Annotated in this window: 22 protein-coding genes; 16 read left to right on the top strand and 6 right to left on the bottom strand. The window is 71.7% G+C overall.

Annotated elements, in window-relative coordinates; translation table 11 throughout:
• Positions 1–91 precede the first annotated feature (91 nt).
• The 4 genes from IE308_RS15825 to serA all read left to right on the top strand — a co-directional run bounded on the left by IE308_RS15825 (position 92) and on the right by serA (position 5,426).
• Positions 92–1,942, top strand: a complete 1,851-nt coding sequence (locus IE308_RS15825; RefSeq protein ID WP_190218457.1) for an acetolactate synthase large subunit — start codon at positions 92–94, stop codon at positions 1,940–1,942.
• Positions 1,943–1,963: 21 nt separating this feature from the next.
• Positions 1,964–2,488 carry an acetolactate synthase small subunit gene (ilvN, locus tag IE308_RS15820; RefSeq protein ID WP_030942875.1) on the top strand — a complete coding sequence of 175 codons (525 nt, stop codon included), beginning with the start codon at positions 1,964–1,966 and terminating at the stop codon, positions 2,486–2,488.
• A 122-nt stretch (positions 2,489–2,610) separates the two neighbouring features.
• Complete coding sequence (gene ilvC / locus IE308_RS15815) at positions 2,611–3,609, top strand: ketol-acid reductoisomerase (protein WP_110630930.1); 999 nt, start codon at positions 2,611–2,613, stop codon at positions 3,607–3,609.
• A 227-nt stretch (positions 3,610–3,836) separates the two neighbouring features.
• Positions 3,837–5,426, top strand: coding sequence for a phosphoglycerate dehydrogenase (gene serA / locus IE308_RS15810; RefSeq protein ID WP_190218456.1), 1,590 nt, complete (start codon positions 3,837–3,839; stop codon positions 5,424–5,426).
• 74 nt (positions 5,427–5,500) lie between these two features.
• On the opposite strand, the gene IE308_RS15805 is transcribed toward serA, so the two are convergent.
• Positions 5,501–7,036, bottom strand: coding sequence for an MFS transporter (locus IE308_RS15805; RefSeq protein ID WP_190218455.1), 1,536 nt, complete (start codon positions 7,034–7,036; stop codon positions 5,501–5,503).
• A 97-nt stretch (positions 7,037–7,133) separates the two neighbouring features.
• On the opposite strand from IE308_RS15805, the gene IE308_RS15800 reads away from it, so the two are divergent.
• Entirely contained in the window at positions 7,134–7,724 is a 591-nt protein-coding gene (locus IE308_RS15800; RefSeq protein WP_190218454.1) for a TetR/AcrR family transcriptional regulator, read from the top strand.
• A gap of 12 nt (positions 7,725–7,736) precedes the next feature.
• On the opposite strand, the gene IE308_RS15795 is transcribed toward IE308_RS15800, so the two are convergent.
• On the bottom strand, positions 7,737–8,918 hold the full coding sequence (locus tag IE308_RS15795; protein ID WP_190218453.1) for a PucR family transcriptional regulator: 1,182 nt from the start codon (positions 8,916–8,918) through the stop codon (positions 7,737–7,739).
• 162 nt (positions 8,919–9,080) lie between these two features.
• Between IE308_RS15795 and IE308_RS15790 the strand changes: the two genes are divergently transcribed.
• Positions 9,081–10,007 (top strand): proline dehydrogenase family protein, encoded by a 927-nt coding sequence (locus IE308_RS15790; RefSeq protein ID WP_190218452.1) that lies wholly within the window; start codon positions 9,081–9,083, stop codon positions 10,005–10,007.
• 48 nt (positions 10,008–10,055) lie between these two features.
• Positions 10,056–11,687, top strand: a complete 1,632-nt coding sequence (gene pruA / locus IE308_RS15785; protein ID WP_190218451.1) for an L-glutamate gamma-semialdehyde dehydrogenase — start codon at positions 10,056–10,058, stop codon at positions 11,685–11,687.
• 75 nt (positions 11,688–11,762) lie between these two features.
• Here the strand turns inward: pruA and IE308_RS15780 are convergent, their stop codons facing one another.
• From IE308_RS15780 to IE308_RS15770, 3 genes are all read right to left on the bottom strand, one after another.
• The gene (locus tag IE308_RS15780; protein WP_110630948.1) at positions 11,763–11,969 is read right to left on the bottom strand and encodes a DUF5988 family protein; all 207 of its coding nucleotides are present in this window, start codon (positions 11,967–11,969) and stop codon (positions 11,763–11,765) included.
• A gap of 84 nt (positions 11,970–12,053) precedes the next feature.
• Positions 12,054–12,938, bottom strand: coding sequence for an alpha/beta fold hydrolase (locus IE308_RS15775; protein WP_190218450.1), 885 nt, complete (start codon positions 12,936–12,938; stop codon positions 12,054–12,056).
• Between the two features lie 96 nt (positions 12,939–13,034).
• Positions 13,035–14,030, bottom strand: coding sequence for an NADP-dependent oxidoreductase (locus IE308_RS15770; RefSeq protein ID WP_190218449.1), 996 nt, complete (start codon positions 14,028–14,030; stop codon positions 13,035–13,037).
• A gap of 102 nt (positions 14,031–14,132) precedes the next feature.
• Here IE308_RS15770 and IE308_RS15765 point away from each other — a divergent pair, with 102 nt between their 5' ends.
• The 4 genes from IE308_RS15765 (at position 14,133) to IE308_RS15755 (ending at position 17,847) form a co-directional block, all read left to right on the top strand.
• Positions 14,133–15,050: a LysR family transcriptional regulator gene (locus tag IE308_RS15765; protein WP_190218825.1), complete on the top strand. Its 918-nt coding sequence runs from the start codon at positions 14,133–14,135 to the stop codon at positions 15,048–15,050.
• Positions 15,051–15,244: 194 nt separating this feature from the next.
• On the top strand, positions 15,245–15,376 hold the full coding sequence (locus IE308_RS37225) for a hypothetical protein (protein ID WP_110630956.1): 132 nt from the start codon (positions 15,245–15,247) through the stop codon (positions 15,374–15,376).
• 85 nt (positions 15,377–15,461) lie between these two features.
• Positions 15,462–16,505, top strand: coding sequence for a 3-isopropylmalate dehydrogenase (locus IE308_RS15760; RefSeq protein WP_190218448.1), 1,044 nt, complete (start codon positions 15,462–15,464; stop codon positions 16,503–16,505).
• Positions 16,506–16,758: 253 nt separating this feature from the next.
• Positions 16,759–17,847: a branched-chain amino acid aminotransferase gene (locus tag IE308_RS15755; protein WP_110630961.1), complete on the top strand. Its 1,089-nt coding sequence runs from the start codon at positions 16,759–16,761 to the stop codon at positions 17,845–17,847.
• A gap of 12 nt (positions 17,848–17,859) precedes the next feature.
• Here the strand turns inward: IE308_RS15755 and IE308_RS15750 are convergent, their stop codons facing one another.
• Positions 17,860–19,302 carry a cytosine permease gene (locus IE308_RS15750; protein ID WP_190218447.1) on the bottom strand — a complete coding sequence of 481 codons (1,443 nt, stop codon included), beginning with the start codon at positions 19,300–19,302 and terminating at the stop codon, positions 17,860–17,862.
• A gap of 154 nt (positions 19,303–19,456) precedes the next feature.
• On the opposite strand from IE308_RS15750, the gene ureA reads away from it, so the two are divergent.
• The 5 genes from ureA to IE308_RS15725 are packed head-to-tail and all read left to right on the top strand — an operon-like array spanning position 19,457 to position 24,000.
• Complete coding sequence (gene ureA / locus IE308_RS15745) at positions 19,457–20,152, top strand: urease subunit gamma (RefSeq protein WP_190218446.1); 696 nt, start codon at positions 19,457–19,459, stop codon at positions 20,150–20,152.
• A complete protein-coding gene (locus IE308_RS15740) occupies positions 20,149–21,861 on the top strand; it encodes an urease subunit alpha (protein ID WP_190218445.1) in 1,713 nt (570 codons plus the stop codon). The genes ureA and IE308_RS15740 overlap by 4 nt, the downstream gene beginning before the upstream one ends.
• Before the next feature lie 8 nt (positions 21,862–21,869).
• The gene (locus IE308_RS15735) at positions 21,870–22,898 is read left to right on the top strand and encodes an agmatine deiminase family protein (protein WP_190218444.1); all 1,029 of its coding nucleotides are present in this window, start codon (positions 21,870–21,872) and stop codon (positions 22,896–22,898) included.
• A gap of 23 nt (positions 22,899–22,921) precedes the next feature.
• Entirely contained in the window at positions 22,922–23,401 is a 480-nt protein-coding gene (locus IE308_RS15730; protein ID WP_190218443.1) for a hypothetical protein, read from the top strand.
• A gap of 53 nt (positions 23,402–23,454) precedes the next feature.
• Positions 23,455–24,000, top strand: coding sequence for a TetR/AcrR family transcriptional regulator (locus IE308_RS15725; protein WP_229908936.1), 546 nt, complete (start codon positions 23,455–23,457; stop codon positions 23,998–24,000).
• The last annotated feature ends 161 nt before the right edge of the window (positions 24,001–24,161 follow it).

Here is a 24,161-nt window from a genome sequence, read left to right as displayed (position 1 = left end):
CTTACGGCACGAGGGGTTTTTTGTTGCACCAGCAGCAGTCGTACATCGCCCAAACTTCGCAAAAACCCTCAGCATCGAGAAGAGAATGCCGATGACCGAGCAGGCCACCGGGGCCCATCATCCGCAGCCGCGGCCCCGATCCGGAGGACAGCAGCCCTCGCCCGTCGAGCACGTCACGGGTGCGCAGTCCCTCATCCGCTCTCTCGAGGAGGTCGGCGCCGACACGGTATTCGGCATTCCCGGCGGTGCCATCCTTCCCGCGTACGACCCGCTGATGGACTCGAGCCGGGTGCGCCACGTCCTGGTCCGCCACGAGCAGGGCGCCGGCCACGCGGCCACCGGCTACGCGCAGGCCACCGGCAAGGTCGGCGTCTGCATGGCCACCTCCGGCCCGGGCGCGACCAACCTGGTCACCCCGATCGCCGACGCCCACATGGACTCGGTGCCGCTCGTGGCGATCACCGGGCAGGTGGCCTCCAAGGCGATCGGCACGGACGCCTTCCAGGAGGCGGACATCGTCGGCATCACCATGCCGATCACCAAGCACAACTTCCTGGTCACCAAGGCCGAGGACATCCCGCGGGTCATCGCGCAGGCCTTCCACATCGCCTCCACCGGCCGGCCCGGCCCGGTCCTGGTCGACATCGCCAAGGACGCCCTGCAGGCGAAGACGACCTTCTCCTGGCCGCCCGTCATGGACCTGCCCGGCTACCGCCCGGTGACCAAGCCGCACGCCAAGCAGATCCGCGAGGCCGCGAAGCTCATCACCGGCGCCAAGCGGCCCGTCCTGTACGTCGGCGGCGGTGTCCTCAAGGCCCGGGCGACGGCCGAGCTGAAGGTCCTCGCCGAACTCACCGGAGCGCCCGTCACCACCACCCTGATGGCGCTCGGCGCGTTCCCCGACAGCCACCCGCTGCACGTGGGAATGCCGGGCATGCACGGTGCGGTCACCGCCGTCACCGCGCTGCAGAAGGCCGACCTGATCGTCGCCCTCGGCGCCCGCTTCGACGACCGCGTCACCGGCAAGCTGGACAGCTTCGCCCCGTACGCCAAGATCGTCCACGCCGACATCGACCCGGCGGAGATCGGCAAGAACCGCGCCGCGGACGTGCCGATCGTCGGTGACGCCCGCGAGGTCATCGCCGACCTGATCCAGGCCGTCCAGAAGGAGCACAGCGAGGGCCACAAGGGCGACTACAGCGCCTGGTGGAAGGACCTCTCCCGCTGGCGCGACACCTACCCGCTCGGCTACGACCAGCCCGAGGACGGCTCGCTGTCCCCGCAGCAGGTCATCGAGCGCATCGGGCAGCTCGCCCCCGAGGGCACGATCTTCGCCGCGGGCGTCGGCCAGCACCAGATGTGGGCCGCGCACTTCATCCAGTACGACAAGCCCGCCACCTGGCTGAACTCCGGCGGCGCCGGAACCATGGGCTACGCCGTCCCGGCCGCCATGGGCGCCAAGGCCGGCGCCCCCGGACAGACGGTCTGGGCGATCGACGGCGACGGCTGCTTCCAGATGACCAATCAGGAGCTGACCACCTGCGCCCTGAACAACATCCCGATCAAGGTCGCCGTCATCAACAACGGCGCCCTCGGGATGGTCCGCCAGTGGCAGACCCTCTTCTACAACCAGCGCTACTCCAACACCGTGCTGCACAGCGGCCCCGACGACATCAACCCGGAGGCCAGGGGCACCCGCGTCCCCGACTTCGTGAAGCTGTCGGAGGCCATGGGCTGCGTGGGCCTGCGCTGCGAGCGCCCCGAGGACCTGGACAAGGTCATCGAGGAGGCGAACTCCATCAACGACCGCCCGGTCGTCATCGACTTCATCGTCCACGAGGACGCCATGGTCTGGCCGATGGTCGCCGCCGGCACCTCCAACGACGAGATCATGGCCGCCCGGGACGTCCGCCCCGACTTCGGCGACAACGAAGACGACTGAGCGAGAGAGACGTAAAAGATCATGTCCAAGCACACGCTCTCCGTCCTGGTGGAGAACACGCCGGGCATCCTCGCCCGGATCGCCGCCCTGTTCTCCCGCCGCGGCTTCAACATCGACTCGCTCGCCGTGGGCGTCACCGAGCACCCCGACATCTCCCGCATCACCATCGTCGTGGGCGTCGAGGACCTGCCTCTCGAACAGGTCACCAAGCAGCTCAACAAGCTGGTGAACGTCCTGAAGATCGTCGAGCTGGAGCCGTCGCAGGCCGTGCAGCGCGAACTCGTCCTGGTGAAGGTCCGCGCCGACAACGAGACGCGCTCCCAGATCGTCGAGATCGTCCAGCTGTTCCGCGCCAAGACCGTCGACGTCTCCCCGGAGGCCGTGACCATCGAGGCCACCGGCAGCAGCGAGAAGCTGTCCGCCATGCTCAAGATGCTGGAGCCGTACGGCATCAAGGAGCTGGTCCAGTCCGGCACCATCGCGATCGGCCGGGGCGCCCGCTCGATCACCGACCGCTCGCTGCGCGCCCTCGACCGCAGCGCCTGACGCGGCCGTACGGGCGGCTTCCGGACGACGGGGCCGCCCGTATACCGAGACCCCGAAACCTCCCTTCCCCCCGCCGTCATACGGTGGGACGCAACACCAGCACTCCAAGGAGAGAACCCAAAGTGGCCGAGCTGTTCTACGACGCCGACGCCGACCTGTCCATCATCCAGGGCCGCAAGGTCGCGGTCATCGGTTACGGCAGCCAGGGCCACGCCCACGCGCTGTCGCTCCGTGACTCGGGTGTCGACGTGCGTGTCGGTCTGCACGAGGGCTCCAAGTCCAAGGCCAAGGCCGAGGAGCAGGGCCTGCGCGTGGTGACGCCGGCCGAGGCCGCCGCCGAGGCGGACGTCATCATGATCCTGGTGCCGGACCCGATCCAGGCCCAGGTCTACGAGGAGTCCATCGCCCCGCACCTGAAGGACGGCGACGCGCTGTTCTTCGGCCACGGCTTCAACATCCGCTTCGGCTTCATCAAGCCCCCGGCCGGCGTGGACGTCTGCATGGTCGCCCCGAAGGGCCCGGGCCACCTGGTGCGCCGTCAGTACGAGGAGGGCCGCGGCGTTCCGTGCATCGCCGCCGTCGAGCAGGACGCCTCCGGCAACGCCTTCGCGCTGGCCCTGTCGTACGCCAAGGGCATCGGCGGCACCCGCGCCGGCGTCATCAAGACGACCTTCACCGAGGAGACCGAGACCGACCTGTTCGGTGAGCAGGCCGTGCTGTGCGGTGGCACCGCCGCGCTGGTGAAGGCGGGCTTCGAGACGCTGACCGAGGCCGGCTACCAGCCGGAGATCGCCTACTTCGAGTGCCTGCACGAGCTGAAGCTGATCGTGGACCTCATGTACGAGGGCGGCCTGGAGAAGATGCGCTGGTCGATCTCCGAGACCGCCGAGTGGGGCGACTACGTCACCGGCCCGCGGATCATCACCGACGCCACCAAGGCCGAGATGAAGAAGGTCCTCGCCGAGATCCAGGACGGCACCTTCGCCCAGCAGTGGATGGACGAGTACCACGGCGGCCTGAAGAAGTACAACGAGTACAAGCAGCAGGACTCCGAGCACCTGCTGGAGACCACCGGCAAGCAGCTGCGCAAGCTGATGAGCTGGGTCGACGAGGAGGCGTAAGCCTCGCCGACAGGGGCTGGAGCGGACCGCTCCGGCCCCTGTTGTCCACCCCGTCCAGCCACGGACGGGTGATCCTTCCGTAGAGGCGAAGAACGCACGGCGTGGCGCCACTACACTGCTCAACAACAACGCGTCAGGCCCACAGCGTCGTGCGTCTTCCGCGGCTAGCCCCCTCCTCCGCCTGCGGCCGTCGGGACGGCCGTCCGCATCGCACATGTGAGGACCACGTGAGCTCGAAACCCGTCGTACTCATCGCTGAAGAGCTGTCGCCTGCGACCGTCGACGCGCTCGGCCCGGACTTCGAGATCCGGCACTGCAACGGTGCGGACCGCGCCGAACTGCTCCCCGCCATCGCCGACGTCGACGCGATCCTGATCCGCTCGGCGACCAAGGTCGACGCCGAGGCGATCGCCGCCGCGAACAAGCTGAAGGTCGTCGCACGCGCCGGCGTCGGCCTGGACAACGTCGACGTCTCCGCCGCCACCAAGGCCGGCGTGATGGTCGTCAACGCCCCCACCTCCAACATCGTGACCGCCGCCGAGCTGGCCTGCGGTCTGATCCTCGCCACCGCCCGCAACATCCCGCAGGCCAACGCCGCGCTGAAGAACGGCGAGTGGAAGCGCAGCAAGTACACGGGCGTGGAGCTGGCCGAGAAGACCCTCGGCGTCGTCGGCCTCGGCCGCATCGGCGCCCTGGTCGCCCAGCGCATGTCCGCCTTCGGCATGAAGGTCGTCGCCTACGACCCCTACGTGCAGCCCGCGCGCGCCGCGCAGATGGGCGTGAAGGTGCTGAGCCTGGACGAGCTGCTGGAGGTCTCCGACTTCATCACCGTCCACCTGCCGAAGACGCCCGAGACCCTCGGCCTCATCGGCGACGAGGCGCTGCGCAAGGTCAAGCCGAGCGTGCGCATCGTCAACGCCGCGCGCGGCGGCATCGTCGACGAGGAGGCGCTGTACTCGGCGCTGAAGGAGGGCCGGGTCGCCGGCGCCGGCCTCGACGTGTACGCCAAGGAGCCCTGCACGGACTCCCCGCTGTTCGAGTTCGACCAGGTCGTCGCCACCCCGCACCTCGGTGCGTCCACGGACGAGGCGCAGGAGAAGGCCGGTATCGCCGTCGCCAAGTCGGTGCGCCTCGCGCTCGCCGGTGAGCTGGTGCCGGACGCGGTGAACGTCCAGGGCGGCGTCATCGCCGAGGACGTCAAGCCGGGCCTGCCCCTCGCGGAGCGCCTCGGCCGTATCTTCACCGCGCTCGCGGGCGAGGTGGCCGTACGGCTGGACGTCGAGGTGTACGGCGAGATCACCCAGCACGACGTGAAGGTGCTGGAGCTGTCGGCCCTCAAGGGTGTCTTCGAGGACGTCGTCGACGAGACGGTCTCCTACGTCAACGCCCCGCTGTTCGCGCAGGAGCGCGGTGTCGAGGTCCGCCTGACCACCAGCTCCGAGTCGGCCGACCACCGCAACGTGGTCACCGTGCGCGGCACGCTCGGCACCGGCGAGGAGGTGTCGGTCTCCGGCACGCTGGCCGGCCCGAAGCACGTGCAGAAGATCGTGGCCGTCGGCGAGTACGACGTCGACCTGGCGCTCGCCGACCACATGGTGGTGCTGAAGTACGAGGACCGTCCCGGTGTCGTCGGCACCGTCGGCCGCATCCTCGGCGAGGCGGGCATCAACATCGCCGGCATGCAGGTCGCCCGCGCGGCGGCCGGCGGCGAGGCGCTGGCCGTGCTGACCGTCGACGACACGGTGAACCCTGGCGTGCTGACCGAGCTGGCGGCGGAGATCGGGGCGACGTCCGCCCGGTCCGTGAACCTGGTCTGACCCGGCTCTGAAACGCCGGGAGAGCCGAGGCCCTCGCCTCGGCTCTCCCGGCGTTCGTCGTTTCGAGGGGTGTCTCAGCGGGCGGCCGCCTCGGCCGGCTCCTCGGCCGCCGCCTCCTCCCTCACCGGCACCCCGCGCAGTGCGCGCACCGCCAGGACCGCCGCCCCCAGCAGCAGCACCGCCCCCGCGATCGCCGCGCCCTGCATACCGGCGGTGAACGCCTCCCGCGCCGCGGTCGCCAGGCCCGGGACGCGGTCGGCGACAGCCAGCGCCCCGCCCAGGGTCTCCCTGGCCACGGCGGGCGCGGACTCCGGCATCTCGTGGCGGTACACCGCCGTACCGATGGAGCCGAGGACCGCCATGCCCAGCGCGCCGCCGAACTCGCCGCCGGTCTCCATCAGCGAGGACGCGGAGCCGGCCCGTTCCACCGGCGCCGCGCTCATCGCGAGGTCGGTGATCTGGGAGATCACGGTGACGATCCCGCAGGCGAGCACCGCGCAGGCGGTCAGCACCAGCCACAGGGAGTCGGTGCCGGCGAGGGCCAGCAGCCCGTACCCGGCCGCGCCGGTCAGGAACCCGGCGCCGACGACGGTGGCCCGGCCGACGCCCCTGCGCACCAGGGCGGTGGCCGCCGGGGCCGCCATGCCGATCGGCACCGAGGGCAGCAGCGCCCACAGGGCCGCCTCCAGTGCGCTCCTGCCGAGCACCGACTGCAGGTACTGCGTGGTGAAGAAGGCCGAGCCCATCATCGCGAACGACGACACCAGGTTGAGCACGACCGCCGGGGCGAAGCCGTGGGCGCGGACCAGGGCGGGGGAGATCATCGGGGAGGCCGCGGTGCGCTGGCGGTGGACGAAGAGCGCGGCGAAGAGCAGGCCGACGGTGACCGAGACGACGTACAGCGGGTGCCAGCCCTCGGACGCGATCTCCTTCAGGCCGTAGATCACCGGGAGCACGGCGGCCAGCGACAGCGGGACGCTCGGCCAGTCGAAGCGACCGGGGCGCGGGTCCTTGGACTCCGGCAGCAGGACGGGGCCGAGGACCAGCAGCAGGACCATCGCGGGCAGGTTGACCAGGAAGACCGAGCCCCACCAGAAGAACTCGACGAGCACCCCGCTGAGCACCGAGCCGAGCGCGATGCCGGCCGTCATCACGCCGGACCACAGGCCGATCGCCTTGGCGCGCTGGCCGGCGTCGGTGAACATCGTGCGGATCAGCGCCATCGTCGACGGCATCAGGGTCGCCCCGCCGACGCCGAGGACCGCGCGGGCGGCGATCAGCGTCTCGGCGCTGTCGGCGTACGCCGCGACCAGGGAGGCGGTGCCGAAGGCGGCGGCGCCGATCAGCAGGAGCCGGCGGCGGCCGATGCGGTCGCCCAGCGATCCCATCGTCATCAGCAGGCCAGCCAGCACGAACGCGTAGATGTCGAAGATCCACAGCTGCTGGGTGCCGCTCGGCTCCAGGTCGGCGCCGATCGCCGGGATGGCGAAGTACAGCACCGAGACGTCCATCGAGACCAGCATCAGCGGCAGCATCAGCACGGCCAGGGCGGTCCATTCGCGGCGTCCGGCCCGGGAGGAGGGGTCAGAGGAGGGGAGGGGGTTCGTCATGCCGAGGACTGTACGCATGTATTAAACGACTGTCTAGAACGCTCGTATAAATCATGCGTATGGGACGGCTGTATGGATCGGCGGTAGGCTGCCCGGCATGGGACACCGTGAGGATCTGCTCGAAGGCGCCAAGCGCTGCCTGCTCCAGAAGGGCTTCCTGCGCACGACGGCGCGCGACATCGTCAAGGAGTCGGGGACCAACCTGGCCTCGATCGGCTACCACTACGGCTCGAAGGACGCGCTGCTCGTGCAGGCGTACGTGGCGCTGATCGAGGGCGTGGGGGAGAGCTTCGACCCGCGGGCGGACGCGGGCGCCGGCGTGACGTCGCCCGCCGGGTCGCTGGAGCGCTTCCAGGAGGTCTGGGCGGGCATCATCCGGGCCGTGCCCGAGTCGCGGGCGGTCTGGCTGCTCAGCTTCGAGCTGCTCTTCCAGGGCGACCGGCTGCCGGAGGTCCGCAAACTGCTGGCCGAGGCCCAGGTGGAGGGCCGCAAGGGCATCCTGTCCCTGTTCAACGGCGTACCCGAGGACGAACTGGACGCCGGGGACGTCGAGACCGAGGGCCGTTTCTACCAGACCCTGCTCAACGGCCTGATGGTCCAGTGGCTGTTCGACCCCGACTCGGCGACCGACGCCGCACAGCTCACCGAGGGGCTGCGCCGGGTGATCGAGGGCGCGACGGCACGCTGAACCCGCGGCCCCCTACAGCCGCGCCCCCTTCAGCGCCATGTGCAGCAGCAGGCGGTCCTCGCCGTCGTCCAGGTCCAGGCCCGTCAGCTGCTCCACCCGGGACAGCCGGTAGTACAGGGTCTGGCGGTGGATGCCGAGGGCCGCGGCGGTGCGGCCCGCCTGACCCGCGTGGTCGAGGTACGACTCCGCCGTGCGGGCCAGCTCCCGGTGGGCGGGGGCGAGCAGCGGGGCCACGGCCGGGTCGTGCGCGGCGGGCGCCGACAGCGCCGTCAGCAGCCGGTACGGGCCGATCCGGGACCACTCGGCGACCGGCCCGAGGCGGGGCTCGGCCAGCGCGGCCCGGGCCGCCGCCGACGCCTCCCGCCAGGAGGCGCCCAGCTCGGCCAGGCCGGTGCGGACCTCGCCGACGCCCGCCGCGCGGGCGCCCTCCCGCAGCAGCCGCGTCGCCGCCGTCAGCGCCGGGACGCGCACGTCCGTCGAGCGCAGCCGCACCAGCAGCGCCAGACACTGCCCGCCGGCACCCCACGGCACCGTGCACAGCGCGGTCGCGTGCGGCACCGTACGGGCCGACGGCGCGTCGTCGGGGTCGGCCGACGGCCACGGCGCGACGCACACCACCGTGTGCGGGCCCTCGCCGCGCGGGCCCAGCGCGGTGCGCAGCGCGGCCACCGCCGCCTCCTGCCGCCAGCCGGGCTCGGCGGTGAGCACCGCCCGGAACTCCCGGGTCAGGTCGGCGCCGTACTGCGCCTCGTCCGCGAGCAGGTCGCCGATCCGCGCCGTCACCTCCATGGCGGCGGCCAACTGGGCGTCGGTGGGGCCCGGGTCGTCGTCCAGCAGCCAGACGTAACCGAGGACGACACCCCGGTGCCGTACCGGCAGACAGATCCGGCCCCGGTACACCCCGGCCTCCGGGGTGGGCGGGATGCGGACCGGGCCGGTCGCGCGGGCGATGCCGAAGCCCTCGAACCAGGAGCGGACCGCGGCCGTGGAGCGCCGGGTGAGGATCGAGCGGGTGCGGACCGGGTCCAGGGCCGTGGGGTCGAGGTCGCCCTCGTCGTCGTACGCCCCGAAGGCGATCAGCTCGAAGTCCCGGTTCTCCAGGGTCGCCGGGGCGCCCAGCAGCTCCGAGATCTCGTCGACCAGCTCCTGGTAGTCACCCCTGTGTTCCGCCGCCACCCCGGCATTGTCCCGCATGGCCGAAGGCTTCTCATACATCTGTCTGAGATCCCGGGCACGGATGCGTGACAGCTGTCGATGGCCCAGGATCGGAGGGATCCTTAGGTTTCACGGTGGTTCTCCGTGCCGTTCCCGGACGTTGGGTTTCGGCCGTCCTGTTGCACTTTGTGGAGGTGCCCCGTGCTGGGTCCCGTGATTCTCGCCGCGTCGCGCAGCGACCGGATGCGACGCCTGATCTCGGCGGCCCCGGTGACCAAGCAGGTCGTCGACCGCTTCATCCCCGGCGAGACCGTCGACGACATCGTGCCGATCATCAAGGACCTGACGGCCAAGGGCCTGGAGCTGACGATGGACGTCGTCGGCGAGGACATCACCACCCCCGAGCAGGCCGCCGCCGCCCGCGACGCCTACCTGGAGCTGATCGGCCGGCTGAAGGACCTCGACCTCGGCGAGAGGGTCGAGATGTCCGTCAAGCTGTCCATGTTCGGCCAGGCGCTGCCCGGCGGCCACGAGCTGGCCCTCGCCAACGTCCGCCCGGTCGTCGAGGCCGCCGCCGCCATCGGCACGACGGTCACCCTCGACGCGGAGGACCACACCACCCTCGACTCGATGTTCGCCATCCACGAGGAGCTGCGGAAGGACTTCCCGCAGACCGGCTGCGTCATCCAGGCCTACCTCTTCCGCACCGAGGCCGACGCTCGCGGCCTCGCGGAGTCCGGCAGCCGGGTCCGCCTCGTCAAGGGCGCCTACAAGGAGCCCGCCGAGGTCGCCTACCAGCAGAAGCACGAGATCGACAAGGCGTACGTGCGCATCCTGCGGATCCTGATGGAGGGCGAGGGCTACCCGATGATCGGGTCCCACGACCCGCGCCTGATCTCCATCGCCCAGGAGCTGGCCCGGCAGGCCGGCCGCAAGCTCGACGAGTACGAGTTCCAGATGCTGTACGGCATCCGCGGCGAGGAGCACCTGCGGCTGGCCGCCGAGGGCCACCGCATGCGCGTCTACACCGCCTACGGCACCGACTGGTACGGCTACTTCATGCGCCGTCTCGCGGAGAAGCCGGCGAACCTGCGCTTCTTCCTGCGCTCGATGGTCAGCAAGGGCTGAGCCCGCACCCGCTCGCAACACCGCTCAAGTCAAGGAGTTACGGAACCCATGGACGCTGTGACCCAGGTCCCCACCCCCGTCAACGAGCCGGTGCACGGCTACGCCCCCGGCTCGCCCGAGCGTGCCCGCCTGGAGGCCAAGCTGAAGGAGCTGGCCGACAACCCGATCGACCTGCCCTGCACCATCAACGGTGAGAAGCGCATGGGCGGCGGCGAGTCCTTCCAGGTCGTGCAGCCGCACAACCACAAGGCCGTCCTCGGCACGTACCGCAACGCCACCCAGCAGGACGCGCAGGACGCCATCGACGCGGCGCTCGCCGCCGCGCCGGCCTGGCGCGCGCTCTCCTTCGACGACCGCGCGGCGATCTTCCTGCGCGCCGCCGAGCTGCTGGCCGGGCCGTGGCGCGAGACCATGGCCGCCTCCACCATGCTGGGCCAGTCCAAGACCGCCCAGCAGGCCGAGATCGACACCCCCTGCGAGCTGGTCGACTTCTGGCGCTTCAACGTCGCCTACGCCCGCCAGCTCCTGGCCGAGCAGCCCCCGGCCAACTCCCCGGGCGTGTGGAACCGCCTGGACCACCGCCCGCTGGAGGGCTTCGTCTACGCGATCACGCCGTTCAACTTCACGGCCATCGCCGGCAACCTGCCGACCGCCCCGGCCCTCATGGGCAACGTCGTCGTCTGGAAGCCGTCCCCGACGCAGACCCACGCCGCCGTGCTGCTGATGCAGCTGCTGGAGGAGGCGGGCCTGCCCAAGGGCGTCATCAACCTGCTCACCGGTGACGGCATCGCCGTCTCCGAGGTCGCCCTGAACCACCGGGACCTCGCCGGCATCCACTTCACCGGCTCGACCAAGACCTTCCAGTACCTGTGGAAGACGGTCGGCCAGAACATCGAGAAGTACCGCTCCTACCCGCGTCTGGTCGGTGAGACCGGCGGCAAGGACTTCGTGGTCGCCCACCCGTCGGCCGACCGCGCGGTGCTGAAGACCGCGCTGACCCGCGGTGCCTTCGAGTACCAGGGCCAGAAGTGCTCGGCGACCTCCCGCGCCTACATCCCGGCGTCCATCTGGAACTCCGGCTTCAAGGAGGAGTTCGCCGCCGAGGTCGACTACCTCACCATGGGCGACGTCACCGACCTGTCGAACTTCATCGGCGCCGTCATCGACGAGCGCGCCTTCGCCAAGAACAAGGCCGCCATCGACCGCGCCAAGGCCGACCCGGCCTGCACGATCGTCGCGGGCGGCTCCTACGACGACTCGGTGGGCTACTTCGTCCGCCCGACCGTCATCGAGTGCTCCGACCCGGAGAACGAGGTGTTCACCACCGAGTACTTCGGCCCGATCCTCGCCGTGCACGTCTACGAGGACGACAAGTACGACGAGATGCTGGAGCAGATGGAGTCGGTCTCCGACTACGCCCTGACCGGCTCGGTCATCGCCAACGACCGCGCCGCCGCCGCGTACACGGCGCAGAAGCTGCGCTACGCCGCCGGCAACTTCTACATCAACGACAAGTCGACCGGCGCCGTCGTCGGCCAGCAGCCCTTCGGCGGCGGCCGCGCCTCCGGCACCAACGACAAGGCCGGCGCCCCGCAGAACCTGATGCGCTGGACCCTGACCCGCGCCATCAAGGAGACGCTGGTCCCGCCGACCGACTACACGTACCCGCACATGGGCTGACGCCCACGGCGTGCCGGACGGGCCGGGTCCCTCGCGGGGCCCGGCCCGCCGTGCTGCCGGCGCCCGGGGAACGCGCTACTCGGCCACCTCCGTGCGCTCCCACCACTCGAACACCGGGAGGTGGCCCTCCTCGGTGTCCTCGTGGCGTCCGGTCACCTTGAAGTGTTCGTAGCCGCCCTTGTGGGGGATCTTCAGTTCCGTGCCCGGAGGGGTGATCGGGACGATCCGTCGTTCCAGGTCCTCCGGTCCGCCGTGGAGCACTGCCTTCGCCGCGTGGGTCATGACGTCACCGTCCCGCTCGCTGCCGTGTCGCGATGTCCCCCCGTCCGGCAGGATCGGCCGACCGGGCCCGTGCCGCAACCGGGCTCAGGCCGTCGGCAGGTGCCGGCCGAGGAAGTCCCGCATCAGGCCGGCGATCTGCCCGGCGTGTGTCTCCAGCGCGAAATGGCCGGTCGGGAGCAGGTGCACCTCCGCCCGCGGCAGGTCCCGCAGGAAGGCGAGGGCGCCGGCCGGCACGAAGATCTCGTCGTGGGCGCCCCACACCGCCAGCAGGGGGACCCGGCTGGTGCGGAAGTACTCCTGGAAGGCCGGGTAGAGGGCGAAGTTCGCGCCGTAGTCGGAGATCAGGTCGAGCTGGATCTCCGCCTGGCCGGGGCGGGCCAGCCGGGCCGCGTCGTGCTCGTAGGCGTCCGGGCTGACCAGGTCCAGGAAATCCTCCGGTACGCCGTGCAGGTACTGCCAGGTGATGCCCTCCAGCGTGTAGATCTCCCGCACGGCCGCCTCGGTGGCCGGTGTGCGCTCCTCGATCAGCGCCCGCACCGGCGCCCAGGCCCGCTCGCCCAGGCCCTCCTCGTAGGCGTTGCCGTTCTGCGTGACGATCGCCGTGACCCGGTCGGGGTGGGCGAGCGCGAGGCGCAGGCCGATGGGGGCGCCGTAGTCCTGGATGTAGAGGGCGTACTCCTTCAGGCCGAGCTGCTCGGTGAACTCCTCGGTCACGGCGGCGAGTTCGTCGAAGGTGTAGCGGAAGCCGGCCGCCGCGGGGGCCGCCGAGCGGCCGAAGCCGATGTGGTCGGGGGCGATCACCCGGTAGGTGTCCGCGAGCAGCGGGATCAGGTCCCGGAACATGTGCGAGCTGGTCGGGAAGCCGTGCAGGAGCAGCAGGACGGGCGCGTCGGCGGGCCCGGCCTCGCGGTAGTACACCTCGTGGCCGCGGACGGTGGTGGTGCGGTGGTGGACCTGGTGGGCGGACATGACGCCACCTTTCTAACCAGTTAAGAGGTGTTGAGCGGTTGCACGTGGCCGCAGTCCATCACGAGGCGTGCTAACTGGTCAAGTCACTTACGGGGGTTAGGTTGCCGCGCGCACCAGCATCTTGCCGGTGTTCCCGCCCCGCAGCATCGACAGGAACGCCTCCACGATGTGCTCGAAGCCGTCCACCACCGTCTCGTCCGGCACGAGCGCGCCGCTCTGCAGATGCGGTACGGCGAACGCGTACAGCTCCTCCTGTACGGCCGTGTAGTCGCGCACCAGGAAGCCCTCGATGCGCAGGCTCCTCTCCACCACGGCGGCGTGATCGAACGCCGCCGGCGCGGCGCCCGGCGTGTTGTACTGGCCCACCGTGCCGACGCGCACGATCCGCCCGCGCTCCCGCAGCGCCCCGACCGCCGCGGCCAGCTGCTCGCCGCCGACGTTGTCCACGGCGATGTCGACGCCCGTCGGCGCGGCCTTCGCGAGCAGCTCGGCGACCGGGCCGGTGTGGTAGTCGAACGCCGCGTCGTAGCCGACCCGCTCGGTGAGGTGGCGGACCTTCTCGGCCGAGCCCGCGCTGCCGACCAGCCGGCCCGCGCCCAGCAGGCGGGCGAAGCGGCCGGTCGCCGTGCCGACCCCGCCCGCCGCCGCCGAGACGAACAGGTCCTCACCCTCGCGCAGCCGGGCGACGCGGGTCAGGCCGACGTACGCCGTGAGCCCCGTACCGCCCAGGAGGCTCAGGTGCGCCGACAGCGGCACCCCGGCGAAGTCCGGCAGCAGCCGGGTCTCGTCCGGGCGGACGACCGCGTGGGTACGCCAGCCGTGGCGGTGGAAGACGAGGGCGCCCTCCGGCAGCGAGCGGTCGCGGGAGGCGACGACCCGGCCGATCGTGCGGCCCTCCAGAGGCGCGTGCAGCGCGAAGTCGCCGTCCATCATCTCGCGGTGGTAGGGGTCGACGGACCACAGGACGTTCTCCACCAGCGCCGTGCCCGGCGCCGGGTCGGGGACCGCGGACTCCGCGAAGCGGAAGTGGCCGGGGGTCGGGAAACCCGTCGGGCGGGCGGTCTGCTGCACGGTGAGCGCGGTGTCGGTCATGGCAGGGACCGTAGGGAGGAATGCGCGGACCGGGCAGAGGGTTGCGCTCATGGAACGGGCCCTTCCATGAGCGGCCCTCATAGCAGCAGGTGGGAGGCCCGGATGGGCTCGGTCGATCTTGCGCCGCAGGAGTTGCGCACCCTTGTCGCGGTCGCGGAGGAGGGCGGTTTCTCGGCGGCGGCCGCACGGCTCGGCACCACCCAGTCCGCCGTCTCGCACGCCGTGCGCGGCATCGAGGGCAAGCTCGGCGCGGTCCTCTTCGACCGCGGCCGCCATGGCGCCCGCCCCACGCCGGCCGGGCAGCGCGCCGCCGCCCACGCCCGCCGCGTGCTGCGGATGCTGGACGCGCTCGTCGCCGACGTGCGGGGCGGCGCCGCCGCCGAGCCCGCGGGGCCCCTGCGCATCGCCGCCTTCCGCAGCGCCGCCCTGCACCTGCTGCCGCCCGCCCTGGAACGGCTCGCCGCCCGCCACCCCGGCATCGAACCGACCGTCACCGTCGTCCGTGAGATCGGCCCCGGCACCGCCGGCGAGGTCGCCGAGGGCCGGGCCGACCTCGGCATCGCCACCCTCGGCACCAGCGCCCCCGTCCCGCCCGGACTGGTCACGGGCGTCCTGCTCCAGGAGCCGTACTCCCTGGTCCACCCCGCCGGGCACCCCGACCCGCGGTCGCTGCCGCTGGTCGACTGGACGGAGAACTGCTCCTCCTACACACGCGCCTGGTGGGCCGCCCAGGACTGGCTGCCGCCCGCCACCGTGCGCGCCGAGGACGACGGGGCCGTGCTGTCCATGGTCGGCAGCGGCCTCGGCATGGCCGTGATGCCCGCGCTGTCCCTCGCCGCGCCCCCGCCGACCGTCGCCGTCACCGGCCTCGGACCCGCCCGCCCCACCCGGCAGGTCGGCTGGGTCACCACTCCGGAGCTGGCCCGCACGGCCGCCGTACGCGCCCTGATCCGTGAGCTTCGCGCAGGTCAGAGCCGTGTGACCCAATCCACCGTCTCAGATAGTAGGAAGTCCGAGTAATTGTGGAGACAGATGCTCCGGCCTCCTCTAGCTTTGTAGAAGCCGAACCATTCGCTCGACCCAGCGAACGGCGGTCGTGAGCCGGGCCCCGAAGCAGGCAACCCCTGCGGCACCGACGCTCCCCGCCCCTTCCGGCTTCTCGTGACCCCCTTTCTCTTCCGCGCTCCAGGTGCGTTCCGAAGGAGTCGATCACCATGGCCGAGACGACCGTCCGCCGCCGCGTCCGCCACGCCTCCCGTACCAGCGAGGCCGACCGCAAGAACGCCGCCGCCGCCCTCCAGCGCGCCCTCGACCGCCGGGACAACGGCGGCGCCACCGGCCACTGAGCCCGGGTCGCCCGAAAGGGTGTCCGTGCTGTCCGCATCGCGGACGCCCTGTGTCATCACCTGGGACGAGGAGTAGGGTGCCGACATGTCTCGCAGCATCAATCTCGCAGTGATCCCCGGTGACGGCATCGGCCAGGAGGTCGTGGCCGAAGGCCTGAAGGTCCTCTCCGCCGTCCTTCCGCAGGATGTGAAGCTGGAGACCAAGGAGTACGACTTCGGCGCCCGGCGCTACCACGCCACCGGTGAGACCCTCACCGACGCCGACCTCGACGCACTCAAGCAGCACGACGCGATCCTGCTCGGCGCGATCGGCGACCCGTCCGTCCCCTCCGGCGTGCTGGAGCGGGGCTTCCTGCTCAAGCTGCGCTTCGCCTTCGACCACCACGTCAACCTGCGGCCGTCCAAGCTGCTGCCGGGTGTCGCCACCCCGCTCGCCGGACAGCCGGAGATCGACTTCGTCGTCGTCCGCGAGGGCACCGAGGGCCCCTACACCGGCAACGGCGGCACCATCCGCAAGGGCACCCCGCACGAGGTCGCCACCGAGGTCTCCGTCAACACGGCCTACGGCGTCGAGCGCGTCGTCCGTGACGCCTTCGCCCGCGCCCAGGCCCGCCCGCGCAAGAAGCTCACCCTCGTCCACAAGAACAACGTGCTGGCCTTCGCCGGCCACCTGTGGACGAACATCTTCAACCAGGTGGCCCAGGAGTACCCCGACGTCACCACCGAGTACATCCACGTCGACGCCGCCACCATCTACCTGGTGACCCAGCCCGAGCGGTTCGACGTCATCGTCACCGACAACCTCTTCGGCGACATCATCACCGACCTCGCCGCGGCCGTCTCCGGCGGCATCGGCGTCGCGGCCTCGGGCAACATCAACCCCAGCCGCGAGTTCCCGTCCATGTTCGAGCCCGTCCACGGCTCGGCCCCGGACATCGCCGGCCAGGGCAAGGCCGACCCCACCGCCACGGTCCTGTCCGTCGCCCTGCTGCTGCGCCACCTCGGCTACGACGCCGAGGCCGACCGCATCGACGAGGCGGTCGCCGCCGACCTCACCGAGCGCGCCGGGCAGCCCGCCCGCAGTACCTCGGAGATCGGCGACGCCCTCGCCGTACGAGTAGCCGGCTGAGACCCGCGCTGCTCGAAAACCCTCGAAGCCGTCGGGTCGCACTCCGCACCCGGCGGCTTTCCGTACGCGGCCCCGGGTGCCACCATCAACCCCTGGGCCGCTTCCCCCGGATTCCTTCGATCGCGGGCCCCGCGCGATAATCGAACGCGGAGCCGCGATATGAGGGAAAGCTCGGACGTCCTACCACCGGTCGCCAGACCGGTTCCGGGACGAGCTGCGGCCCGTCACGACAACCGGTGAAGGACATCCACTCATGACGACGCCCACGATCGAGCTCAAGCCCTCGGCCCGCCCGCTCCCCGCCGCGGAGCGGGAGGCGATCCTGGCCAACCCGGGATTCGGCCGCCACTTCACCGACCACATGGTGACGATCAAGTGGACGGAGGGCCGCGGCTGGCACGACGGGCAGCTCGTCCCGTACGCGCCGATCCCGCTCGACCCGGCCACCAACGTCCTGCACTACGCCCAGGAGATCTTCGAGGGCCTCAAGGCCTACCGCCAGCCCGACGGCAGCGTCGCCACCTTCCGCCCCGACCAGAACGCCAAGCGCTTCCAGCGGTCCGCCAAGCGGCTCGCGATGCCGGAACTGCCGGTCGAGACGTTCATCGAGGCCTGCGACGCGCTGGTCCAGCAGGACCAGGACTGGGTGCCCGCGCACGGCGGCGAGGAGTCCCTCTATCTGCGTCCGTTCATGATCGGCACCGAGGTCGGGCTGGGCGTCAAGCCCGCCAACGAGTACCTCTTCATCGTGATCGCCTCCCCGGCCGGCGCCTACTTCCCCGGCGGCGTCAAGCCCGTGTCGATCTGGGCCTCCCAGGACCGCGTCCGCGCCGTCCCCGGCGGCATGGGCGACGCCAAGACCGGCGGAAACTACGCCGCCTCCCTGCTCGCCCAGGCCGAGGCCGCCGCCCGCGGCTGCGACCAGGTCTGCTACCTCGACGCGGTCGAGCACAAGTGGGTCGAGGAACTCGGCGGCATGAACCTGTACTTCGTGTACGGCAACAAGATCGTCACGCCCACCCTCACCGGCTCCATCCTGGAGGGCGTCACCCGCGACTCGCTCCTCGCGGTCGCCCGCGACCTCGGCTACGAGGCGGAGGAGGCCCGCGTCTCCATCGACCAGTGGCGGGCCGACACCGAGAGCGGCGCCCTCACCGAGGTGTTCGCCTGCGGCACCGCCGCCGTCATCACCCCCGTCGGCACCGTCAAGACCGACGGCGCCGAGTGGACCCAGGGCGACGGCACCCCCGGCCAGGTCACCCTGCGCCTGCGCGAGGCCCTGCTGGGCATCCAGCGCGGCGTCACGGAGGACAAGCACGGCTGGATGCACAAGCTGGCCTGACGCGAGCGGAGTTCAGCTCTCGCCGCGCACACTGAGGGCCGCCTCGGAGTCCGTCTCCGGGGCGGCCCTCACGGCTGCCCGGGCCGGCGTCAGCAGCAGGTACACCACCCCGCCGACCAGGCCCGACAGCAGGAAGCTGCAGTCGACGCCGCCGGTGTACGCCAGCAGCGGGCCCTCGTACTCGGGCAGCGACACCGCGAGCAGACCGGTGAAGGCGCCGAGCGCCCAGGCGACGGCCGCGCGGACGTTCCAGCCGGCCCGGTACCAGTAGATCCCGCCCCGCGAGCGCCGGTTGAAGACCTGCAGGGCGTCCGCGTCGTACACCCCGCGGCAGCGGACGAAGCCGATCAGCGTGATGACCGCCCACGGCGTGCCGATCGCGGTCAGCAGCAGCACGAACGAGGTCATCGCGTCCTGTGCGGTCGAGGCGTAGTGCCCGACGAAGACGCAGACCGTGGCGACCACGGCGACCGTGTAGGTGGCCGCGGCGCGGGAGGCGCGCGGCAGGATCGCGTCCAGGTCCAGGCCCATCGAGTACAGCATCAGACCCGCGTTGCCGACCGAGCCCGCGGAGGCGGCAAGGAGCAGCGGCACCAGGTACCAGGCGGGCGAGGCGTCCACCAGCGGCCCCGCGTAGTCGAAGGCGGCGCGGGCGGCGTACGCGGTGAACGTGCCGAACAGCTGCGGCACCAGCAGGCCGAGGATCAGGCCCAGCCAGGTCGCGTGCAGCACGCGGCGCGGGGTGTGTCGGGCGGGGGAGATGTAGCGGGTGTAGTCGCCGAGGAGCGTGATGAAGGCGATCGGGCCGGACAGCCCGGCCGCCACCGCCGCCAGCAGCCAGGTAGGCCAGTACCCGCCCAGCAGATAGCCGCCGGCCTCCGGCAGGGCGCTCGTGGTGAAATCGGGGGCGTAGGCGACCAGGCCCAGCACCAGCAGCGCGGTCATGCCGATCGCGAGGACGCGGGACATCGCGAGCAGCACCTTGTAGCCGTACACGGCACCCGCGACGGTCGCGGCGGCGAGCAGTCCGTAGACCACGCCGTACGACACCCCGTCCGCGGGCAGCCCGACCAGCCGGCCGAGGACGCCCACCATCACGTCACCGCCGATCCACACGGTCAGCGCCGTGTAGCCGAGCGCGAGCAGCAGGCCGACGACGGAGCCGATCAGCCGGCCCCGCACGCCGAACTGGGCGCCCGAGGAGGTGGACAGGTTGGTCGCGGTGCGCAGGGAGATCAGCGCCAGCGGGGCCGTCAGGGCGGTCCCCACCAGGGTGCCCGCGACGATCGAGCTGATCGAGGACCAGAAGTCGAGGCCGAACGACGGCGGCAGCCAGCCGAAGACGATGACGCCCAAGCAGAGATTGGACCCGAGCAGGATCGACACGAGGTCGCGCGGCCCGCTGGTGCGCTCCTCGTCGGGGATGGTGTCGACTCCGCGTTGTTCGATGGGCATGGCTGGTCTCCTTCGACGCCGCCAGTGGGTTAGAGCGACGTTCAATCTCCGTGCTCCGAGATTCCGCGTCAAGCTTTCCGTTGCGTGAATCTCGTGTTTAGAGTGTTGCTCTAACGCGAAGGAATGCAAGAGGGAGGCAGGGAGGTGCCGCGTCGTGAGACTGACCCCCACGGAGCGTGACCGGCTGCTGCTCTTCGGAGCGGCCGAGCTGGCCCGCGCCCGCCGGGCCCGCGGTCTGAGGCTCAACGTCCCGGAGGCCACGGCGCTGATCGCGGACACGGTCTGCGAGGCCGCCCGGGACGGCGCCCGGCTTGCCGAGGCGATCGAACGGGCCCGCGCGGTCCTCGGCCCGGACGACGTGCTGCCCGGTGTCGCCGACGTCGTCACCGAGGTGCACGTCGAGGCCGTCTTCGACGACGGCTCCCGGCTCGCCGTGGTCTCCGACCCGATCGGCGCGGGTCTGGGCGAGGACGCGCCGGGCGCACTGCTGCCCGGGCCGATGCACGCCGACCCGGAGCCGGTGGTGCGGCTGACGGTCACCAACACCGCGCCCGTGCCGGTCTCCGTCACCTCCCACTTCCACTTCTTCGAGGCCAACCCGCGCCTCGACTTCGACCGCGAGGGGGCCTACGGCATGCGGCTCGCCGTCCCCGCCGGCTCCTCCGTGCGCTTCGGGCCGGGCGAGAGCCATGAGGTCGGGCTGCTGCCGATCGGCGGCGACCGCGTCGCCGTCGGCTTCGCCGGGCTGGTGGACGGGCCGCTGGACGCGCCGGGCGCGAAGCAGGAGGCGCTGCGCCGGGCCGCCGCCTGCGGATATCTCGGAGTCACCGGCGAGGAGGACCACCGATGAGCCGACCCGGAGGGCACCCCGCCGAGGCCCGCCGCCTCACCCCCCACGAGTACGCCGCCACCCACGGCCCCCGCGCCGGCGACCGCGTCCGCCTCGGCGACAGCGGCCTGACGATCCAGGTGGAGTCGGACGCGCAGCGGTACGGCGACGAGTTCCTGGCCGGGTTCGGCAAGACCGCCCGCGACGGACTGCACCTGAAGGCCGCCGCCGTCCGCGACACCTGCGACGTCGTGATCAGCAACGTCGTCGTGATCGACGCCGTGCAGGGCATCCGCAAGGTGTCCATCGGCATCCGCGAGGGCCGGATCTGCGGCATCGGCCGGGCCGGCAACCCCGACACCCTCGACGGCGTCGACGTCGTCGTCGGCACGGGCACCTCGATCGTCTCCGGCGAGGGCATGATCGCCACCGCCGGCGCCGTCGACACGCACGTCCATCTGCTGTCGCCGCGGATCATGGAGGCCTCCCTCGCCTCCGGCGTCACCACCGTCATCGGGCAGGAGTTCGGCCCGGTCTGGGGCGTCGGCGTCAACTCCCCGTGGGCGCTCAGGCACGCGTTCAACGCCTTCGACGCCTGGCCGGTCAACATCGGCTTCCTCGGCCGGGGTTCGTCCTCGCACGCGGCGCCCCTCGTGGAGGCGCTGGCCGAGGGCGGCGCGTCCGGCTTCAAGGTGCACGAGGACATGGGCGCCCACACCCGCGCCCTGGACACCGCGCTGCGCGTCGCCGAGGAGCACGACGTCCAGGTCGCCCTGCACAGCGACGGCCTGAACGAGTGCCTGTCGGTGGAGGACACCCTGCGCGTGCTGGAGGGCCGCACCATCCACGCCTTCCACATCGAGGGCTGCGGCGGCGGACACGTCCCCAACGTGCTGAAGATGGCGGGCGTCCCGAACGTCATCGGCTCCTCCACCAACCCCACCCTCCCCTTCGGGCGGGACGCAGTCGCCGAGCACTACGGCATGATCGTCTCGGTCCACGACCTGAAGACCGACCTGCCCGGCGACGCCGCCATGGCCCGCGACCGCATCCGCGCCGGGACCATGGGCGCCGAGGACGTCCTGCACGACCTGGGCGCGATCGGCATCACCTCCTCCGACGCGCAGGGCATGGGCCGCGCGGGCGAGACGGTCCGCCGTACGTTCGCCATGGCCGGCAAGATGAAGGCCGAGCTCGGCGACCCCGGCGTGGGCCACGACAACGAGCGCGTCCTGCGCTACATGGCCAAGCTGACCATCAACCCGGCCATCGCCCACGGCCTCGCCCACGAGGTCGGCTCGATCGAGGTCGGCAAACTCGCCGACATCGTCCTGTGGCGGCCGGAGTACTTCGGCGCCAAGCCGCAGCTGGTGCTGAAGTCCGGCTTCCCGGCGTACGGCGTCACCGGCGACCCCAACGCGGCCACCGACACCTGCGAACCCCTCGTCCTCGGCCCGCAGTTCGGCGCGCACGGCGCCACCCCCGCAGAGATCTCCGTCGCGTTCGTCGCGCAGGCCGCCCTCGACCAGGGCCACGACACCATGCCGACCCGCCGCCGCAGGGTCGCCGTCCGCGGCACACGCGGTATCGGCCCGGCCGACCTGCGGCTGAACTCCCGTACCGGCCAGGTCGACGTCGACCAGCGCACCGGCCTGGTCACCCTCGACGGCGAGCCCCTGCGCTCGGAACCGGCCGACTCCGTCTCCCTCAACCGCCTCTACTTCCTCTAGGACCCCCGATGACCTACCGCATGCCCCCGGAGTGGGCCCCGCACGAGCGCACCTGGATGGCCTGGCCGGGTCCCAACCCGACCTTCACCACCGACGGTGAGCTGGCCGAGGCCCGCGCCGCCTGGGCCGCCGTGGCCCGTGCCGTACGCCGCTTCGAACCGGTGACGATGGTGCACGGCCCCGGCCAGGGCGACTCCGCACGCGAGCTGCTCGGCCCGGACATCGACCTGGTGGAGCGTGAGCTGGACGACGCGTGGATGCGGGACATCGGCCCCACCTTCGTGACCGACGAGGAGGGCCGGCTCGCCGCCGTGGACTGGGTGTTCAACGGCTGGGGCGCCCAGGACTGGGCCCGCTGGGAGCACGACTCCAAGATCGCCCGCCATGTCGCCGACCTGGCCGGCGTGCCCGTGCTGAGCAGCCCCCTCGTCAACGAGGGCGGCGCGATCCACGTCGACGGCGAGGGCACGGTCCTGCTCACCGACACCGTCCAGCTCGGCTCCGGCCGCAACCCCGACTGGACCCGCGAGCAGGTCGAGGCGGAGATCCACGCCAGGCTCGGAACCACCAAGGCGATCTGGCTCCCGCACGGCCTGACCGGCGACTACGGCATGTACGGCACCCAGGGCCACGTCGACATCGTCGCCGCCTTCGCCCGGCCCGGCACGGTCGTCGTGCACAGCCAGAAGAACCCCGCGCACCCCGACCACGTCCGCTCGCAGCAGTACCTGGAGATCCTGCGCGGCCAGACCGACGCCAAGGGCCGCCGTCTGGAGGTCGTCGAGATCCCCGCCCCGACCGTCCTGCGCGACGAGGAGGGCGACTGGGTCGACTACTCCTACATCAACCACTACCTGTGCAACGGCGGCGTCGTGCTCTGCGGCTTCGACGACCCCCACGACGAGATCGCGGCCGGCATCTTCCGCCGCCTGTTCCCCGACCGCACGGTCACCCTCGTGGACGCGCGGGCGATCTTCGCGGGCGGGGGCGGCATCCACTGCATCACCCAGCAGCAGCCCAAGGCGTCCGCGCGGTAGGAGAGGTCAGGTAGAACATACGGGTGAACGTACTGCTCTGCGTGGCCTGCGGCCGACGGCTGGCCGGGCCCGTCCGGCGGCTCGACGGGATGCCCGTGCGCCCCGGCCCGGACGACCCCGGCCCGCACGACCCCGGCCCGGCGAGCGTCCCGCGCGGCACCTACGCGGTCGACCCCCTGCCGTTCGGCGCGCCCTTCGTGCCGTACGAGGGGGACGACTACGACGGCATCGTGCCGGGCGGCCCGTGGCTCTCCGACGAGCGGGGCTTCCTGCTCGCGGACGGGCCGCGCGGCACGTACGTCCTGCACCCCCTCGACGTGCCGGACCTGGCCCCCCACCCGGACCCGGTCCGCTCCGCCGGCTGCTGCGGTGCCACCCCCTACCGCGGCCCCAACCGCCTCTGCCCCTGCGGCGCCGAGGCCGCCGTCGAGTCCTCCGAGTGCACCGGCGACTGGGAGACCCGTCTCCTGCCGGACGCCGTCCGCCTGGAGGCCGCCCCGTGACCTCCCGGCGCCGCACCCCCGCCCCGCCCCGCGAGGACGTCCTCGCCGCGGCCATGGACATGATCGCCGAGCGGGGTCTGGAGAAGCTCACCATGGCCGCGCTCGGGCGGGAGGTCGGGATGAGCAGCGGACACCTGCTGTACTACTTCCACTCCAAGGACGAGCTGCTGCTGCGCACGCTGGAGTGGAGCGAGGGCCGCCTCGGGGCCGAGCGCGGCCGGCTGCTCGCCCGGCCCGGCGGCGCCCGCGAGCGCCTCGACGCCTACGTCGACCTGTACGTCCCCGACGGCCACCGCGACCCGCACTGGACGCTCTGGCTGGAGGTGTGGAACCGCTCGCAGAACGCCGCCGAGGACGCCCGCGACCGGCAGGCCGCCATCGAGGGCGCCTGGCACCGCGACCTCGTCGCCCTGCTCGCCGAGGGCATCTCACGCGGCGAGTTCCGGCCCGTGGACCCCGACCGCTACGCCGCCCGGCTCAGGGCCCTGCTCGACGGCTTCTCCATCCACGTCGCCATCGGCCTGCGCGGCACCGACCGGGACCAGGTCCTCGCCCACGTACGGGAGTTCGTGGAGCAGACCTTCCTCGCGGGCCCCTGAGTGATCACCTCTGTGCTCGCATCCTGAGACGGAGGGTGAGCACCGGGGCGGGGTGTGCCAGACTTCCCCCGTGCTCTCGTTCGCCATGATTATTGGCAGCAGGCGCGCCGGTCCGCAGTGACCGCCACGTACGACCAGGTACGGGCGGCCACCGTCGTCCT

Source organism: Streptomyces griseosporeus, assembly GCF_014656055.1.
GTDB lineage: Bacteria > Actinomycetota > Actinomycetes > Streptomycetales > Streptomycetaceae > Streptomyces > Streptomyces griseosporeus.
The sequence above is the reverse complement of the archived record's forward strand: the minus strand, read 5'-3'. Positions and strand labels throughout refer to the sequence as shown.